The organism is Pseudoalteromonas neustonica, from assembly GCF_001653135.1.
Lineage (GTDB): Bacteria > Pseudomonadota > Gammaproteobacteria > Enterobacterales > Alteromonadaceae > Pseudoalteromonas > Pseudoalteromonas neustonica.
The window spans coordinates 660,822-678,641 of the sequence record NZ_BDDS01000001.1; the positions used below are offsets into that span (position 1 = coordinate 660,822).

General features: G+C 39.4%; 14 protein-coding genes and 5 tRNA genes. 14 read left to right on the forward strand and 5 right to left on the reverse strand.

The window, feature by feature from the left end; translation table 11 throughout:
• Nucleotides 1-121 precede the first annotated feature (121 nt).
• Both A7967_RS02925 and A7967_RS02930 read right to left on the reverse strand, forming a co-directional pair.
• Nucleotides 122-721, reverse strand: coding sequence for a Yip1 family protein (locus A7967_RS02925; RefSeq protein WP_054206294.1), 600 nt, complete (start codon nucleotides 719-721; stop codon nucleotides 122-124).
• Between the two features lie 161 nt (nucleotides 722-882).
• Nucleotides 883-1,689: a substrate-binding periplasmic protein gene (locus A7967_RS02930; RefSeq protein ID WP_054206295.1), complete on the reverse strand. Its 807-nt coding sequence runs from the start codon at nucleotides 1,687-1,689 to the stop codon at nucleotides 883-885.
• 462 nt (nucleotides 1,690-2,151) lie between these two features.
• On the opposite strand from A7967_RS02930, the gene miaE reads away from it, so the two are divergent.
• Nucleotides 2,152-2,925, forward strand: a complete 774-nt coding sequence (miaE, locus tag A7967_RS02935; protein ID WP_054206296.1) for a tRNA isopentenyl-2-thiomethyl-A-37 hydroxylase MiaE — start codon at nucleotides 2,152-2,154, stop codon at nucleotides 2,923-2,925.
• Nucleotides 2,926-2,953: 28 nt separating this feature from the next.
• Here the strand turns inward: miaE and A7967_RS02940 are convergent, their stop codons facing one another.
• Nucleotides 2,954-3,694: a UDP-2,3-diacylglucosamine diphosphatase gene (locus A7967_RS02940; RefSeq protein WP_054206297.1), complete on the reverse strand. Its 741-nt coding sequence runs from the start codon at nucleotides 3,692-3,694 to the stop codon at nucleotides 2,954-2,956.
• A gap of 66 nt (nucleotides 3,695-3,760) precedes the next feature.
• Nucleotides 3,761-4,252: a peptidylprolyl isomerase gene (locus A7967_RS02945; RefSeq protein ID WP_054206298.1), complete on the reverse strand. Its 492-nt coding sequence runs from the start codon at nucleotides 4,250-4,252 to the stop codon at nucleotides 3,761-3,763.
• Between the two features lie 150 nt (nucleotides 4,253-4,402).
• On the opposite strand from A7967_RS02945, the gene cysS reads away from it, so the two are divergent.
• Nucleotides 4,403-5,782 carry a cysteine--tRNA ligase gene (gene cysS / locus A7967_RS02950; RefSeq protein ID WP_054206299.1) on the forward strand — a complete coding sequence of 460 codons (1,380 nt, stop codon included), beginning with the start codon at nucleotides 4,403-4,405 and terminating at the stop codon, nucleotides 5,780-5,782.
• A gap of 334 nt (nucleotides 5,783-6,116) precedes the next feature.
• Here cysS and folD read toward each other — a convergent pair whose 3' ends face one another.
• The gene (gene folD / locus A7967_RS02955; protein WP_054206300.1) at nucleotides 6,117-6,971 is read right to left on the reverse strand and encodes a bifunctional methylenetetrahydrofolate dehydrogenase/methenyltetrahydrofolate cyclohydrolase FolD; all 855 of its coding nucleotides are present in this window, start codon (nucleotides 6,969-6,971) and stop codon (nucleotides 6,117-6,119) included.
• 350 nt (nucleotides 6,972-7,321) lie between these two features.
• Between folD and A7967_RS02960 the strand changes: the two genes are divergently transcribed.
• The 12 genes from A7967_RS02960 to A7967_RS03015 all read left to right on the forward strand — a co-directional run bounded on the left by A7967_RS02960 (nucleotide 7,322) and on the right by A7967_RS03015 (nucleotide 17,819).
• A tRNA-Pro gene (locus A7967_RS02960) sits at nucleotides 7,322-7,398 on the forward strand.
• A 126-nt stretch (nucleotides 7,399-7,524) separates the two neighbouring features.
• Nucleotides 7,525-7,601, forward strand: a tRNA-Arg gene (locus tag A7967_RS02965).
• A 23-nt stretch (nucleotides 7,602-7,624) separates the two neighbouring features.
• Nucleotides 7,625-7,700 (forward strand) — tRNA-His (locus A7967_RS02970).
• 17 nt (nucleotides 7,701-7,717) lie between these two features.
• A tRNA-Pro gene (locus tag A7967_RS02975) sits at nucleotides 7,718-7,794 on the forward strand.
• A 73-nt stretch (nucleotides 7,795-7,867) separates the two neighbouring features.
• Nucleotides 7,868-7,944 (forward strand) — tRNA-Pro (locus tag A7967_RS02980).
• A 409-nt stretch (nucleotides 7,945-8,353) separates the two neighbouring features.
• Nucleotides 8,354-9,658 carry a trigger factor gene (gene tig / locus A7967_RS02985; protein WP_054206301.1) on the forward strand — a complete coding sequence of 435 codons (1,305 nt, stop codon included), beginning with the start codon at nucleotides 8,354-8,356 and terminating at the stop codon, nucleotides 9,656-9,658.
• A 164-nt stretch (nucleotides 9,659-9,822) separates the two neighbouring features.
• Nucleotides 9,823-10,440 (forward strand): ATP-dependent Clp endopeptidase proteolytic subunit ClpP, encoded by a 618-nt coding sequence (gene clpP, locus A7967_RS02990; RefSeq protein ID WP_054206302.1) that lies wholly within the window; start codon nucleotides 9,823-9,825, stop codon nucleotides 10,438-10,440.
• Nucleotides 10,441-10,574: 134 nt separating this feature from the next.
• Nucleotides 10,575-11,858 (forward strand): ATP-dependent protease ATP-binding subunit ClpX, encoded by a 1,284-nt coding sequence (clpX, locus tag A7967_RS02995; protein ID WP_054206303.1) that lies wholly within the window; start codon nucleotides 10,575-10,577, stop codon nucleotides 11,856-11,858.
• A 148-nt stretch (nucleotides 11,859-12,006) separates the two neighbouring features.
• Entirely contained in the window at nucleotides 12,007-14,367 is a 2,361-nt protein-coding gene (gene lon, locus A7967_RS03000) for an endopeptidase La (RefSeq protein WP_054206304.1), read from the forward strand.
• A gap of 185 nt (nucleotides 14,368-14,552) precedes the next feature.
• The gene (locus tag A7967_RS03005; RefSeq protein ID WP_305777735.1) at nucleotides 14,553-14,855 is read left to right on the forward strand and encodes an HU family DNA-binding protein; all 303 of its coding nucleotides are present in this window, start codon (nucleotides 14,553-14,555) and stop codon (nucleotides 14,853-14,855) included.
• Nucleotides 14,856-15,023: 168 nt separating this feature from the next.
• On the forward strand, nucleotides 15,024-16,928 hold the full coding sequence (locus tag A7967_RS03010; RefSeq protein WP_054206305.1) for a SurA N-terminal domain-containing protein: 1,905 nt from the start codon (nucleotides 15,024-15,026) through the stop codon (nucleotides 16,926-16,928).
• Between the two features lie 489 nt (nucleotides 16,929-17,417).
• On the forward strand, nucleotides 17,418-17,819 hold the full coding sequence (locus A7967_RS03015) for a hypothetical protein (RefSeq protein WP_054206351.1): 402 nt from the start codon (nucleotides 17,418-17,420) through the stop codon (nucleotides 17,817-17,819).
• Nucleotide 17,820 lies beyond the last annotated feature (1 nt).

Below are 17,820 nucleotides of genomic sequence, written 5' to 3' on the forward strand. Positions count from 1 at the left end.
ATAAAAAAAAGGAGCTAAATTAGCTCCTTTTTTGCGAAGGAAAGGGAATTTAAATAATAAATCTACTACTTAGTATTACACCTGTTTTATGTAGATAACATGCTTTTTTACATCGCTTATTCTATGTAAACATAGGAGCAACAATGCCATTTGTCCATAATATAGCTGTCACGGCTAAAATAATTACCAGTAAAATCAAACCACACGTTACGACTGAGCTTGCGTAAATAAAGCCACGCTCTTGCGGTATATGCATTAAAATAGGTACACCCGTATACAACAGGTAAACTGAATATGCTAATGCAATCATTCCTATACAAACAACAAACCACAGGACAGGCCAAAATGCGGCTAATGCAGACATGAATACGGGAGTTGATGTGTATGCTGCAAGCTCTAGCGTTTGGGTAAATGTTGGTTTTGACCCAAAAGTGACCGCCATCCAATGAGCTAAATAAGCAAGCGCAAACACACCAATGATTAATGCGATATACATAGCTCCTGCAATTAATATAGCACTATCATGCGTTAAAAATACCGGGTTACCCGCACCAATACTCCAACCTAAATAAACGGAAGAGTAATACCCCATAGCGGATGGGAATAGTGCAATTAGTAATATATGCGATAAGCTATAAGTTAAGCTTTCATGGCGGTTATCAATAGTTTGCCACTCTTCGAGTGGGTGAGCATAAATGCCCCATAAATGGTTTAATATCATAATGTGTGCCCCATAAACTGAATTAGTTCACTGTTTTATTTTTATACAGCTTGTATTAAGTTATGGGTCAGTAACTGATACTTGTCAAGAAACGGTTAAATGGGTTTTAAGCAAAGTACGGTGTGGTTATTCCTTATTAATAGGCATTAGCAAAGCGAGCCTCACGGTGATACATCTTTATATTTACGTTTCATCATAGGTTTTTCTAGCTGGCTTTTGCAGATATCTTTTAATGTTTCATTTTTAAACAGCAGCCCATTCGAACTTTTACCAAATAGCGCAAATGAAGAAACATCGAGCTTAGCGTCAATTTCATTTTCTTGTATTAATTCTGCTTTGTAGTAATTGTAAATCTGATAGTCGAGTTGGATAAAGTCAACTCGCTTTTTAAAGAGCATTCTTACTTGATTATTTTGACGACTAGTTTCAAGGTATTTTGGGTTTGCTTTAGCCATTTTTTCATACTCACTACCCAGGCGATCAATTGCACCTTGCCATGACAGTAAAGAGTAGCGCTCTAAATCAGGGATGCTTTTTACCAAAAAATTGTTTTCAGAGAGGGCAAAAGCAAAGTTTTCATAGGCATATATGTTACCTGTAAAAAAACCATTTAATGATTCACTGGCAATAACAATTGAATTGATATCTATTACCGCATCAACTTCATTCATTTTATATGCAGTAAGGCGTCTGGCATAGGGGAAGGAAATAAACTCAAGTTTATAATTGGTTGGCTTCAAGCAGTCTTTCACCATATCAATTAAAATACCTGATTGCCCGTCGTTATGGATCCACGGTGCTAGATCATCACCAATGGCTATTTTAAGTTTTTTGGTTTGAGCACAAGCAGGAAAAGCCAGTATCCATGTAAAAAATAACAGTGATAACATATTTAAAGGAGGCGATTTTAGTGTGTTATTAGCGCTTAAGCTAGGTTTGTTATTCTGGTTAACACCATTTCTAATCAATTGAGATCCTATTAATAACGACGGCAACACTATTTTTAAGAATAACGTGTGATAGGAGGATTTCAAGGCAGGATCTGATTTTTGATAAGTTTATGTTGGTTTAAATTTATTGAACAGCCTATGATGTGTGGTTATTCCCAATAAATAGGCGATAACGAAGCATAAAAACCAAACATGCGCTGCCCGAAGGGTTCTGTCTAGGAGCGATTAACTCTTTGTTACTCGATTTTTACTTAGCCCACTCGATTACAAATCTCGCGCGCGATTAAATCGCCCCTAAATTGAACGAATTTTAATCCACAAAGGTCAACAGGCCCTAATGATTTTAATTTTAAAAAATAGGCTTTATCTTGATAAACTCAGATTTATTTCTATTTTTACTACCCGTATTTTATCGATACTATTGTTATGTGTATGGTATAATTTTGGCTCATTTAAAGTTTACGATAATGAATTTTTACCATGTCAAATCAAGAGTTGCTCGCCCCAATATTATCTTTTCTTCAATGTGAAACTCCGCAAGAGTGGATTATAGAAGCGACAAAAAAAGAAAATCTAACCGTTATTTTAATTGATCATTTAATTTGTGAATTAAAAGCCGCACAATCTGCAATGTTTTTAATTCGTAAATATGCAGTTGATAAAGAGGGCAGTGATGCGTTATTAGAATGGCTAAAACCATTTGAAACGCTTATTTATAAGCGCGAGGGTAACTGGCGCGATTTAGCTGTTAAAAATAAACTGACTAAATCAGTGATCCCCAAATCTGATTCACTTTACGGGCAAGATTTGATTGATAAAATGGTGATGTTGATTAAAGAAGAGTTGCACCACTTTTATCAAGTGTTAGAAATTATGGATGAGTACGGTATAGAATATCAAAGTATTACGCCATGTCGTTATGCAAAAGGCATGTTACGTCATGTTAAGACTTTTGAACCAGATGCTTTGGTGGATAAGCTAATAGTGGGTGCTTACATTGAAGCGCGATCATGTGAACGGTTTGCAAAGCTTGCTCCGCATGTTGATAAACGTTTAGGCGATTTTTATATCTCTTTATTACGCTCAGAAGCGCGTCATTACCAAGATTATTTAACGTTGGCGCAAGAAATTGCAGACTTTGATGTTGCTGAGCGTGTAGCATTTTTTGGTGATAAAGAAGCTGAACTAATTGCCACGCCAGACATTGATTTTAAATTCCATAGCGGTGTGCCAACGCTAACTACACATTTATAAAGAGAGAATAATAGCCCTAACTAACTATTTAATTTTGTGCGAATGGCTCACTTTTCAACATTTGTTTTTTGGCTGTGACCACTAAATATGATCCTTGTGTGTACCAATCGCCTAACACTGTTCGTGTGAGAGTTTGATTATCCACTTTATAGTGGTGCACATTAGGACGATGAGTATGGCCGTGAATCATATGCTGTACTTGGTGTTTATCAAAAGTTTCTAGCACAGCTTTTTCAGTTACATCTAGAATTTCTAATGCTTTACCAGCTTGATTTTGTTTTGATTTTTCTCGAGCATTTTGTGCTACCTTTCGGCGGTACCACAGTGGCATAGCGAGCATTAAACGTGGCCACCACCAACCACGACCTTTCTTACGAAACTTTTGATATTCGATATCTTGTGTGCACATTTCATCGCCATGCAAAATGACGGTGGGTGTACCATATAAATCAATAACAATTTGTTCAGGCAATAAAGTCATACCAGCTTGCTGGGCGTATTTTTCACGCATAATAAAATCACGGTTGCCATGTACAAAATACACGGGTGTCCCGTTGTCACTTACAACCTTTAAGCGTTTAGCCACTTCCGTAGAGAGCGCTGTAACGTAATCATCCCCAACCCATACTTCAAAAAAATCACCGAGTATATACAGAGCGTCAATGTCTTTATTAAGAATGTGAGAATCTAAAAATTGATAAAAAGCAGCGCTGATATCTGGGCGGTTTTCACTTAAATGAAGGTCGGCAATAAAATAAGTTTGGCGCATTGTGACTCGTAAACGTTAACGGAGAATAAAAAGCGGATGAAACATCCGCTTTAAATGAAAGGTAACTTAGCTAACAGTTACGCTTTTGATGATAACGTCATCAAGCGGAACATCTTGGTGGTGACCAGCACTTCCAGTCGCAACGTTTTTGATCTTTTCAACTATGTCCATGCCTTCAACAACTTCAGCAAACACACAGTAACCCCAGCCTTGTGATGTTTCACTACTGAAATTTAAAAAATCGTTGTTATTGACGTTAATGAAAAACTGCGCAGTTGCTGAATGTGGATCAGGAGTACGTGCCATTGCAAGTGTACCAACCTTATTTGAAAGGCCGTTATTTGCTTCATTTTGAATCGGGTCATGCACTTCTTTTTGTGTCATGCCAGGCTCAAAGCCGCCGCCTTGTACCATAAAACCATCAATTACACGGTGAAAAATAGTACCGTCATAAAAACCAGCATTTGCATACTGTAAAAAATTTTTAACTGTGTTTGGCGCGTCATCTTTGTGCATGTTAATGGTGATATCACCAAAATTTGTGTGTAGAACAACCATGAGGTTTCCTATTAGCTGATTTATTTGGCACTATTTTATCTTAGTTAGCTAAGATAAACAAAGTGCTTATTCAATTGATAAAGCGCTAGAGCAGGGGCTTTTCAAGTGTTAACATAGTAATTCAAGTAAATAGTCAAGGACTCAAAATAAATGGTAAATATATACAACACACTGACACGTCAAAAAGAGCAATTTAAACCAATGGTCGACGGTAAAATCGACATGTATGTGTGTGGTATCACCATTTATGATTACTGCCATATTGGTCATGCACGTACATTTGTAAGTTTTGACGTGATCGTACGTTACCTTCGCCATATTGGTTATGATTTAAAGTATGTACGTAACATCACCGATGTTGATGATAAAATTATCAAGCGCGCCAATGAAAATGGCGAAGCGATTAATGATTTAACCGTACGTATGACTAAAGCAATGCATGAAGATTTTGATAGTTTAAACATGTTGCGCCCGGATGTTGAACCAACAGTAACAGGCCATATGGATGAAATTATCGAAATGGTTGAGCGCTTAGTACACAAAGGCCATGCTTATGTTGCAGCTGATGGCGATGTATTGTTTGATGTATCAACGTTTGAGCAGTACGGTGCATTGTCACAACAAGACCTAACAATGCTACAAGCGGGTTCACGTGTTGAAGTTGCGCAAGATAAAGACGATCCGCTTGACTTTGTATTATGGAAAAAAGCCAAAGCGGGTGAGCCATCATGGACATCACCTTGGGGTGAGGGTCGTCCTGGTTGGCATATTGAATGTTCTGCAATGAGTTCTAAGCATTTAGGTGAGCATTTTGATATTCATGGGGGTGGTTCTGATTTACAGTTTCCGCATCATGAAAATGAAATAGCACAATCATGCTGTGCAAATAACGGTAAATACGTAAATACTTGGATCCACACCGGAATGGTACAAGTTAATAAAGAGAAGATGTCTAAATCGCTCGATAACTTTTTTACGGTACGTGAAGTATTAAAACAGTATGACCCTGAATCAGTGCGTTACTTTTTAATATCGGGTCACTACCGCAGCCAGTTAAACTACTCGCAAGAAAATTTAGATCAAGCGCGCTCGTCACTAGAGCGCATTTATACAGCCTTACGTGGCGTTGAGCCTATCAATTGTGATTTAGCAGGAAATGAATACGTGGCTAAATTTAGAAAAGCAATGGATGATGACTTCAATACCCCAGAGGCATTGCCAGTATTGTTTGAGCTTGCTAAAGAGCTTAACCGCGTAAAAGATAGTGAGACTGCGCAAGCAGGGCAGTTAGCATTTGTGCTGCGCAGTTTAGGTGAAGTGTTGGGTGTTGCACAGCAGACACCAGAAGCATTTTTACAAGGGGCTCAAGCAGATGATGAAGTTGCACAAATTGAAGCGTTAATCGTCAAACGCAATGATGCACGTGCCAGTAAAGATTGGGCCGCAGCGGATGAAGCGCGTGATGCGTTGAATGCACTTGGTGTAATACTAGAAGATTCAGCGGGTAAAACGACGTGGCGTAAAGCGTAATAAGCAATTAACCGTATATACCCAGGTCACCTCAAGGTGCAGGATTCAGCGTTTCACAGGGGCTTAATATCAAGGCGTTACTTCGCAATAATGGCGGTCCCTTTTAGGAGTGACAACGCAGAGTAAGTGCCTGTGAAACGCCCAACGGGTTGGTTTAAAGCGATTTATACTGTGTTATAGATTTTGATAAGGGAATAACCATTACCTGCAATCAATGCCTTGCCTAAATCGCTTTTAATTCCAACTGAAACTCACATCTTGAGGTGACTTGGGTATATAAAAAGGGTTGCCAATTGGCAACCCTTTTTAATATGCGATAATTTTATTTGTAGTATTAACCGTGATATTTTTCGCACGCTTCCAATGTATTTTCAATTAAGCTTGCAACCGTCATCGGACCAACACCACCAGGGACTGGCGTGATGAAATGTGCTTTTTGCTCAGCGATATCATATTGAACGTCACCCACTAATTTACCAGTGTCTAAACGGTTGATACCTACATCGATTACGATAGCGCCTTCTTTAACCCAGTCTCCTGGAATAAACTCAGGTTTACCTACTGCGACAACCAACAAATCAGCGCGGCGTACATGAGTTTCTAAATCTTGCGTAAATTTATGACATACAGTAGTCGTACAACCCGCCAGCAATAACTCTAATGCCATAGGGCGACCAACAATATTCGAGGCACCTACAACAACTGCATGCATTCCTTTGTATTTTACGCCCGTTGAATCAAGCAGTGTAATAATCCCTTTTGGTGTACAAGGGCGAAGAGCTGGCATTCGTTGTGCTAAACGACCGATATTGTATGGATGAAAACCATCAACGTCTTTGAGCGGCGTAATATGCTCAAGAATTTTTTCAACATTAAGCCCTTCAGGTAAAGGTAGTTGGACTAAAATCCCATCGACTTGGGCATCGTTGTTAAGTTCATCGATTAAATCTAATAATGCTTGTTCATTTGTGTCTGCCGGTAAATCAAATGATTTTGATACAAAACCAACCTCTTCACAGGCTTTACGCTTTGAGCCTACGTAAACTTGGCTCGCTGGGTCTTGTCCTACAAGTACAACAGCAAGGCCTGGTGCGCGTAAACCATTTGCAACACGTTCACTTACTCGTTGTGCTACTGCACTTCGTACTTGTTTAGCTATTGCCTTACCATCGATGATGTTTGCCGTCATGGGTGACCTTTAATTGGGGTTAGTTAACTTGAAACTGATACTTAGCAAGAGTATAAACGTTTTTAATGGGGTAAACGCAGTTGGTAATAACCAATCTCATTATAGTCTTGTCTTTATTCTAGAAGCTATTTTCGCAGAAAAGCATTAAAGCGCCAAGTTGCTTTTCTTATATTCACCTTCGAATTATATAAAAGTGCTGAAATTTTAGCTTGGTTTTACAATATTTAGCCATTATGAACTAAAAGTGAGCGATTGATTTATTTTCTTAAAAAAAGGTTTGACCTAACCCGGTCAAATCACTATTATGCACCCCGTTGTCAACGAGGTCACTCGCTAACAATAATAGGCATCGGCGATTAGCGCAGTTTGGTAGCGCACTTGGTTTGGGTCCAAGGGGTCGCAGGTTCAAATCCTGCATCGCCGACCACTTTTTTAAAGTTAAAGTGTAGCAAGATTGATTTGAGTATATTCAATTCAGTCGCAGAATTAAAATTCTGTATCGCGACCACCTCTTAATTAAAGTAGCTTATTGGTTCGCTATGAAGTTTTCGATGCGCCCATAGCTCAGCTGGATAGAGCAACGCCCTTCTAAGGCGTCGGTCGAAGGTTCGAATCCTTCTGGGTGCACCATTTGAAAACATGTAAATGCCGTGGTGATTGTAGCTCAGTTGGTAGAGCCCCGGATTGTGATTCCGGTTGTCGTGGGTTCGAGCCCCATCAGTCACCCCAATTTACACAAAGAATATCGGCGATTAGCGCAGTTTGGTAGCGCACTTGGTTTGGGTCCAAGGGGTCGCAGGTTCAAATCCTGCATCGCCGACCACTTTCTTTAGGAAATGGTCTTAAATTCTCAGTTTAAGTGTTCACAGAAAAATAGAAGTTAATTCTTCATATGTCGGCGATTAGCGCAGTTTGGTAGCGCACTTGGTTTGGGTCCAAGGGGTCGCAGGTTCAAATCCTGCATCGCCGACCACTTTCTTTACCTCTAAAGTTAAGTGATATTAAATTTATAATTTCTTCAAAACACAAAAAATAAAAATTCTTCATAATATATTTTATAAAACCATTTCATCATTTTTATTCAAAAAAGCGAATGCTCTTAAAAATTGCTATCTAAAACGCCTGTTTTTTATCCTATCACCTTCTATAATGCGCTATCTAACCAAATAATTGCCCCCTAGACTCGACTATCATAAATATTAGGTTATAATGCCGCGTCTATTGTTTAACATAGTGCCCGAAGGGCAGAGCAGCATTGGTATCTTATAGTGGAGATGGGGTTGATAAGTCATTAAATGACTTTGAACGTGCCAAAACGCATAGTGATCACCGTGTTTGTAAGGAAGGCGAACAGTCGCCAAAATTGAAGATTGAGGTATATCATGCAAGTTTCTGTTGAGACGACTCAAGGCCTTGAGCGCCGTCTGACCATCACCGTTCCTGCAGAGAACGTTGAGACCGAAGTAAAAAAACGCTTACAACAACTGTCTAAAACCCAGCGTATTGATGGTTTCCGTCCTGGTAAAGTACCAACGTCTGTAATCAACAAACGTTACGGTGGCGCAGTTCGTCAAGAAGTAGCTGGCGAAGTAATGCAACGTAATTTTTATGAAGCTATTGTAGCTGAAAAAATTAACCCAGCTGGCGCACCAACATTTGCTCCTAAAGCACTTGAAGCGGGTAAAGATTTAGAGTTTTCAGCAACATTTGAAGTTTACCCTGAAGTAGAAGTTCAAGGTTTAGACAAAATTGCTGTTGAAAAACCTGCTGTAACGGTTACTGACGAAGATCTAGCTAACATGCTAGAAACTCTTCGTAAGCAACACGCAGATTGGGCTGACGTAGATACAGCTGCTGGCGAGAACGATCGCGTAACAGTTGACTTCGTAGGTACTATCGACGGTGAAGTATTTGAAGGCGGAAAAGCTGAAGACTTCCCATTAGAACTTGGCCAAGGTCGTATGATCCCAGGTTTTGAAGATAATATCATAGGTAAAAAAGCAGGCGAAGAAGTTGTTGCTGATGTAACATTCCCTGATGATTACCATGCTGAAAATCTTAAAGGCAAAGCAGCTCAATTCACTATCACAGTGAAGAAAGTTGAAGCGCAAGAGCTACCTGAATTAAGCGAAGAATTCGCAACTAAATTCGGTGTAACTGAAGGCGGCGTTGACGCACTTAAAGAAGAAGTGAAAAAGAACATGACACGTGAACTTGACCAAGCGGTTAAAGCTAACGTGAAAGACCAAGCAATCAAAGGTCTTTTAGCTAACAACGAAATCGATGTGCCTAAAGCGCTAGTAGATCAAGAAATTGATGCACTACGTCAACAAGCAGCACAACGTTTTGGTGGCGACGCTAAAAACATGCCTGAGCTTCCAGCTGAATTGTTCCACGAACAAGCTGTAACTCGCGTTAAAACTGGCCTATTATTAGGTGAAGTAATTAAAGCGAACGAGATCAAAGTTGATGATGCTAAAGTTGAAGCATTAATTGCAACAGTGGCTTCTGCATATGAAGATCCTACTGAAGTTGTAGAATATTACAAAGCAAATGATCAACTTATGCAGCAAATGCGTAATGTAGCAATGGAAGAGCAAGCTGTTGAAGCTATTTTAGCTAAAGCAAATGTAACTGACGTTGAAAAAGCATTTGATGACATCATGAATCCACAGCAAGGTGCATAATAAGTCATTGACTTAAGCCCTCGCTAACGATTAAATGGCTCGTGTTACACTGTATTATGCAGCGTGCCCGAGCCATTTTAGTTTGTGGCCTTCAATTTCGCCAAAAAATAACTATGCTTCCTTATAATAAGGATAAGTATAAGCGCATAAGGAATTAGATAAATATGAACACTGGTATTACAGATCCACTCAATGCATTAGTACCTATGGTTGTTGAACAAACAGCGAAAGGCGAGCGCTCGTATGATATTTATTCGAGACTATTAAAAGAGCGAATCATTTTTTTAACTGGCCCGGTTGAAGACAACATGGCTAACCTAATTTTAGCGCAAATGCTATTTTTAGAGTCAGAAAACCCAGAAAAAGATATCTTTTTATATATCAATTCACCAGGCGGTTCAGTTACTGCGGGCATGGCAATTTATGACACCATGAATTTTATTAAGCCAGATGTAAGTACAATTTGTGTTGGCCAAGCGGCTAGCATGGGTGCATTCTTATTAACAGCTGGTGCAAAAGGCAAACGCTATTGTTTACCTAATTCACGGGTAATGATCCACCAACCATTAGGCGGTTTCCAAGGTCAAGCATCAGACTTTGAAATACACGCCAAAGAAATCCTGTCTATTAAAGACAAATTAAACCGTTTAATGGCAGAGCATACTGGCCAACCATTAGATGTGATTTCAAAAGATACCGACCGTGATAACTTTATGAGTGCAGCCCAAGCTGTTGATTATGGTTTAGTTGACGCCGTATTTACTAATCGCGAGAGCAAGTAATTACACAAGCTAGTAGTTAATTGTTACTAGCTTTGTCCTTTACTATGTGAAAACCAATATAATTTGGTATAGTTGAGCGTATTGAAATAGCTGCTAAGTAGTTTGGCAGCCAACGTATAAGATGAGGTAGCTGAATGTCTGACACTCCTACAGACGGCGACAAAAGTAATAAATTGTTATACTGCTCTTTTTGTGGCAAAAGCCAACACGAAGTTCGTAAGCTAATTGCAGGTCCTTCAGTATACATTTGTGATGAATGTGTAGAGCTGTGTAACGATATCATCAGGGAAGAAATCAAAGACATTGCGCCTAAGCACAACACGTCTGATAAACTACCTGCACCAAAAGAAATTCGTAATCACTTAGATGATTATGTAATTGGTCAAGATCACGCTAAAAAAGTACTTTCTGTAGCGGTTTATAATCATTACAAACGCTTGCGTAATCAAAATGGTAAATCTGATATTGAGTTAGGCAAAAGTAATATTCTACTAATTGGCCCAACGGGTAGTGGTAAAACATTATTAGCCGAAACACTTGCACGCTTATTAGATGTGCCATTTACGATGGCAGATGCAACAACACTAACTGAAGCCGGTTATGTAGGTGAAGATGTTGAAAACATCATCCAAAAGCTATTACAAAAGTGCGATTACGATGTAGAAAAAGCCCAGCGCGGTATTGTTTACATTGATGAAATTGATAAGATTTCACGTAAATCGGATAATCCTTCGATTACACGCGATGTATCGGGTGAAGGCGTGCAGCAAGCATTGCTTAAATTAATTGAAGGTACAGTTGCATCGGTTCCACCACAAGGCGGGCGCAAACACCCACAGCAAGAATTTTTACAGGTCGATACCTCTAAAATCTTATTTATCTGTGGTGGTGCATTCTCTGGCCTTGATAAAGTAATTGAGCAGCGAAGCCAGAAAAATACTGGTATCGGTTTTGGCGTACAAGTCAAAGAATCAGCGGCGAGTCGTTCTTTAAGTGAAACATTTAAAGATGTTGAACCTGAAGATTTAGTAAAGTATGGTTTAATTCCAGAGTTTATTGGCCGCTTACCAGTGGTTGCAACGTTAACTGAATTAGATGAGTCGGCTTTAGTACAAATTCTAAATGAGCCTAAAAACGCCTTAACTAAACAGTACGGCGCATTATTTGGTATGGAAGACGTTGAACTTGAGTTTCGTGATGATGCGCTTCGCGCTATTGCCCACAAAGCAATGGAGCGTAAAACGGGTGCACGTGGTCTTCGCTCAATTGTTGAGGCTGTATTACTTGATACCATGTACGAACTCCCATCAATGGAAGATGTTAGCAAAGTAGTGATTGATGAAACCGTTATTAAAGGTGAATCAGATCCTATTTTGATCTATCAAAGCGCGACTCAAGATAAAGTGGCCGCAGAGTAATATATACTCACTTTGATAAAAAAGGAGCCTTAGGCTCCTTTTTTTATAATTTATTTAATCCAATTACGTAAAATTGTTGAACTTTACTTAGGTTATCCCCATATACTTGAGTAATCTTTAAAATAAATGAAGAGCGAAGAGAAAAATAATGACGCTTGAGAGAACAGATCGAGTCGAAATCCCAGTGTTAGCACTGCGCGATGTCGTGGTATATCCGCACATGGTGATCCCGCTTTTTGTAGGCCGTGAAAAATCAATAAAATGCCTTGAAGCGGCAATGGATAAAGACAAACAAATTTTCCTTGTTGCGCAAAAAGACGCAACAGTCGATGAACCAGAACAAGATGATATTTATCGTGTAGGTACTATTGCCACCGTACTTCAATTACTAAAATTACCAGATGGTACAGTAAAGGTATTGGTAGAAGGTACGCAACGAGCAAAGCTTGAAAGCTTCATTGAAAATGAAGACTTCTTTGTTGCTAACGCGCAGTTTATTAGCTCTGAGGAAATCGATGAGCAAGAGCAAGATATTTTCATCAGCAGCGCAATAAGTCAGTTTGAAGGCTATGTAAAGCTCAATAAAAAAATCCCACCAGAGGTATTAACATCAGTCAGTGGGATTGATGAAGCGCCACGCCTTGCTGATACGATGGCAGCACACATGCCGCTTAAGGTGCCAGAAAAGCAAAAAGTACTTGAGATTGCCAGTGTAACGGAACGTCTTGAATATTTAATGGCGTTGATGGAAGGTGAAATCGATTTATTGCAAATTGAGAAGAAAATTCGTACCCGCGTTAAAAAGCAGATGGAAAAATCGCAGCGTGAGTACTACCTCAATGAGCAAATGAAAGCCATCCAAAAAGAATTGGGTGAACTTGATGATGTACCAGATGAATTCGAAGCGTTGAAAAAACGTATTGAAGAGTCGGGTATGAGCACTGATGCACAAGAAAAAGCAAATTCAGAGCTTGCCAAGCTAAAAATGATGTCACCAATGTCGGCAGAAGCGACAGTCGTGCGTTCATACATAGATACATTAATTAATGTACCGTGGAAAAAACGCTCAAAAGTGAAAAAAGATTTAGCTGGTGCGCAAAAAATCCTTGATAGCGATCACCACGGTCTTGATAAAGTAAAAGAGCGTATTATTGAATATCTTGCGGTTCAGCAACGTACTAATAAACTAAAAGGGCCAATTTTATGTTTAGTAGGGCCTCCAGGTGTTGGTAAAACGTCATTAGGCCAATCGATTGCACGCTCTACGGGTCGTAAGTACATACGTATGGCGCTGGGTGGCGTACGCGACGAAGCTGAAATTCGTGGTCATCGCCGTACTTATATTGGCTCAATGCCAGGTAAGCTAATCCAAAATATGAGTAAAGTGGGTGTTAAAAATCCATTATTCTTATTAGATGAAATTGACAAAATGTCTTCGGATATGCGTGGTGATCCAGCATCGGCTTTATTAGAAGTACTCGATCCTGAGCAAAATAGTCATTTTGCTGATCATTACTTAGAAGTTGATTACGATTTGTCGGATGTAATGTTTGTTGCAACATCTAACAGCTTTAACATTCCTGGCCCATTATTAGATCGGATGGAAGTTATTCGTTTGTCGGGTTACACCGAAGATGAAAAGCTAAATATTGCAAAAGAGCATTTAATTGTTAAGCAAGTTAAACGCAATGGCTTAAAAGACGACGAACTTGTTTTAGAAGACAGCGCTATAATTGGCATTATTCGCTATTATACCCGCGAAGCTGGCGTACGTAATTTAGAGCGCGAAATATCTAAGTTATGTCGCAAAGCCGTTAAGAATATCTTGCTTGAAAAAGGCACTAAAACCGTCACTATCAATGCACAGAACCTTGAAGATTTCTTAGGTGTACAACGCTTTGATTACGGTAAAGCAGAAGACGGCGATCGTATTGGTCAAGTAACAGGCCTTGCTTGGACTGAAGTAGGTGGTGATTTACTGACGATCGAATGTGCTGCGATGCCAGGTAAAGGGAAGCTAAGTTACACCGGTTCACTTGGCGATGTCATGCAAGAGTCGATTCAAGCTGCTATGACTGTTGTGCGTAATCGTGCAGATGAATTTCGAATTAACAGTGATTTTTATGAAAAACGTGACATTCATGTACATGTGCCTGAGGGAGCAACACCAAAAGATGGACCAAGTGCAGGTGCTGCTATGGTAACTGGTTTGGTTTCAAGTCTTACGGGTAATCCTGTTCGTGCTGATGTTGCAATGACGGGTGAAATTACGTTGCGTGGTGAAGTATTACCAATAGGTGGCTTAAAAGAGAAGTTACTAGCGGCCCACCGAGGTGGTATTAAAACCGTTATTATTCCAAAAATTAACGAACGTGACTTAAAAGAGATCCCTGACAACGTATTGGCAGGCCTTGATATTCACCCTGTTACTTGGATTGATGAGGTTTTAAAACTTGCTTTAGTACACCCAGTTGAGAGTTTTTCAGTCGAAACACCAAAAAACCAGTAAAAAAGCGAAAAAAAGTGCTTGAAAGGGCTTTTCAAATCTAGATGGTATGATAAGTTAAGCACTGGTTTTCAAGCCTAGGCCTTATGTGGCCTAGGCTGAAGAAAAAATACAATCGTATGAGCATGAAAAAGTTTGCTCTAAAATTTTCAAAATAGTGATGTTAGTTTAAAAAACAATCGCTCTTGATAATAACAATGAAAGAGGATGATATTGTGAATAAATCTCAATTAATCGATCAAATCGCAGCTGACGCTGACATTTCTAAAGCGGCTGCGGGTCGTGCACTAGATTCATTCATCGAGTCTGTTTCAGGCGCTCTTAAAGATGGCGATTCAGTTGCTCTAGTTGGTTTCGGTACTTTCTCAGTACGCGATCGTGCCGCTCGTTCAGGCCGCAACCCACAAACTGGCGAAACAATTCAAATCGCTGCAGCGACTATTCCAGCTTTCAAAGCTGGTAAAGCGCTAAAAGATGCATGTAATAGCTAATCACTGTTTTAGTAGGTTAGTTTTGGCAGTGTAAGAAGTTAGTCGCTTTTTAGCACAATTAACTATCTTTATCGCCAACTGCTTCAAGAAAAAAAGCGTATCTGGTAAGATACGCTTTTTTTACATGAGCAAGGCGATTTCTGCCTCGAATAGAATAGAGATAAATAAATGCTTGAGAAAATAAGAGAGGGTTCGCAAGGACCAGTAGCAAAAGTTATTTTAGGCGCGGTAATTTTATCTTTTGCCTTAGCAGGGATCGGTGGTTACCTAGGTCAAACCACAGAACAACCCGTTGCTGAAGTAAATGGAGTTAAAATCAGCCAAACCGAATTTAGCCGAGCACTACAAAATGAACGTTCACGCTTGGAACAACAATTTGGTGAATATTTCGCGCAAATTGCTGCAGATCCAAATTATATGGCGCAAATTCGCCAAGGTGTGGTTGATCGTTTAGTACAACAAGAATTACAAACGCAACTGGCTGCAGAGTTAGGCCTTCGTGTAAGTGATGATAGTGTTAAAAAATCAATTTTAGAACTGCCTTACTTTCAAATTGGTGGAAAATTTAATAACGATCGCTATTTACAAGTTATTCGTCAAATGAATTTTCAACCAGAAGCATTTCGTGAATACCTTCGTGAAGAAATGACTCGTAGCCAGCTTGTATCAGCTGTTGCAGGCAGCGATTTTGCTTTGAAAAACGAATTAACAAGCGCGATTGCACTACAACAACAAACTCGTAGCATTGATTACATTGTAGTTAGCAAAGAAAGCCTACAAGACAGTATCGTTGTTAATGAGCAAGAAATTGCAGATTACTACGATTTAAATACATCACAGTTTTTAGCTCCAGAACAGGTATCAGTAAGCTATATTGACTTAAATGCTGCGAACTTAAACCTTGAAACGAATGTGACTGAAGATGACGTTAAAGCGTATTATGAGCAAAGCAGTGCGCAATATATAGAACCGGAAAAACGCCGTGTATCACATATTTTAATTGATAGCAGTGAAAACGATGATGCAGCTAAAAGTAAAGCTGAAGATTTATTAGCACAATTACAACAAGGCGCTGAGTTTGCTAAATTAGCTGAATCATCATCTGATGATATTGTTAGTGCTGAAATGGGCGGTGATTTAGATTGGATCGAACGCGATATGATGGATCCTGCATTTGAAGACGCTGCGTTTGCACTTACTGCAAAAGGTGACTTTTCAGAGGTTGTACAATCAGAGTTCGGTTACCATATAATTCAGTTAACAGATATCCAAAGCCAACAAGTAAAAGCGTATGATGCGGTTAAAGCTGATTTACGTGCGGAACTAGAGCGTACTGAAAAAGTAAATGCGTTTTATGAAAAGCAAACAGAAATGGCTGGAATTGCATTTGAGATTTCAGATACTTTAGTTGATGCAGCTGAAGTTGCCGGTGTTGAAGTACAAACAACGGCGCTAGTTGAACGCAACGCATTACCAGCACCACTTAACACACCCGCAGTGATGAGAGCATTATTCTCACCAGACGTGCTTGAAGATAAAATGAATTCAGAAGTACTAGAAATCGGTGATGAGCACGTTATTGTGGTTCGAGTTAGCGAATATGTGCCTGCAACGACAAAACCACTTGTAGATGTGTCTGAACAGATAAAAGCGCGTTTAGTGAGCCAAAAAGCATCAGAACTTGCTAAAGAGAAAGCAACTACCTTATACGCAGAAATTAAAGCAGGTAAGAGCTTAACAAACGTAGCAACTGAGCAAAGCTTAGAACTACGCCAAGAGGCTACACTGACACGTCAAGCATATACGGTTTCTCCAGCAATCGTTCAACACGCCTTTAAAATGGCTCATCCAAGTACTGCTCCAGTAGTTGAAAAGGTTGAGTTAAATAACGGCGATGCAGCAATTGTTGCTCTTAAAACAGTGACAGATGCAGCTATTGAGGGCGAAATCGAAGCGCAGCTTAAGCAAAATATTACAATGGCCCAAGTTAACAAAAACTACATGGTATTCATTGAAGCTTTAAAAGCAAACGCTGAGTTAAACTTGCCGGTAGCACCACAAGCCGCAGAATAAGTTTTATTCTAATAAATAAAAAGGCGCCAATGGCGCCTTTTTTGTTTTTCACTGACAGTATGCTAGGGCGTGTTGACCTTTCGTGATTGATTTTGCAGCAGTCTATTTTGTATTTAGGCAAGGCAGCGCCTATGGTGTGTGGTGTTCCCCATAAATAGGCGATAACGTGACCAAAGGATTCTTCCTAGGGGCGTGAGCAGGACGCGGAAGCTTTGCTCAATTTTTACTTAGCTCACTCGATTCCAAACCTCGCGCCGCGATTAAATCGCCCCTAGATTAAATAAATTTCAATCCATAAAGGTCAGCACGCCCTAGTTTCCAACCGAGTATTTGCTGCGACGTTACAGAGTGATTTTATTTGTTAAATTGTTCAAATACTTATGCAAATTGGTATCAACTACTTAAATTTAGCAAACTTGTTTAGGTTACTTTTTAATGTACTTTGGTATAAGCTCAGTGCTTAAACGCAAATTTTATCAAAGGATCGTTATGAAATTCGAGCAGCTATTAAATAATTTTGATATGGGTATCTGTGTTGAACAGTTACAAAAAGAATCACTGTTAGATCTTGCATTACTATTTGTCGCTGTTGATGGTTCGATTGCAGAGGAAGAGTTAACTGTTGTTGAAACATGGGCGCATAAGATTGAGTGGAATTCAGCGATTAACCTTGATAACTACATTATTGATATGACAAGTAAATGTGTTTTGGCTGTACAAAGTGATGACATTGAGTCATTTATTCAGCATCGAATGACGCATATTGTAGATCAATCAATGAGGGTGTTTGTATTAGAATTACTTAAACAAGTTATTGAAGCTGACGGCATTACTGATGAAAATGAAATTAAAGCGTTAAAAATTGTTGAATCATTAATTCAACCTGCTTAAT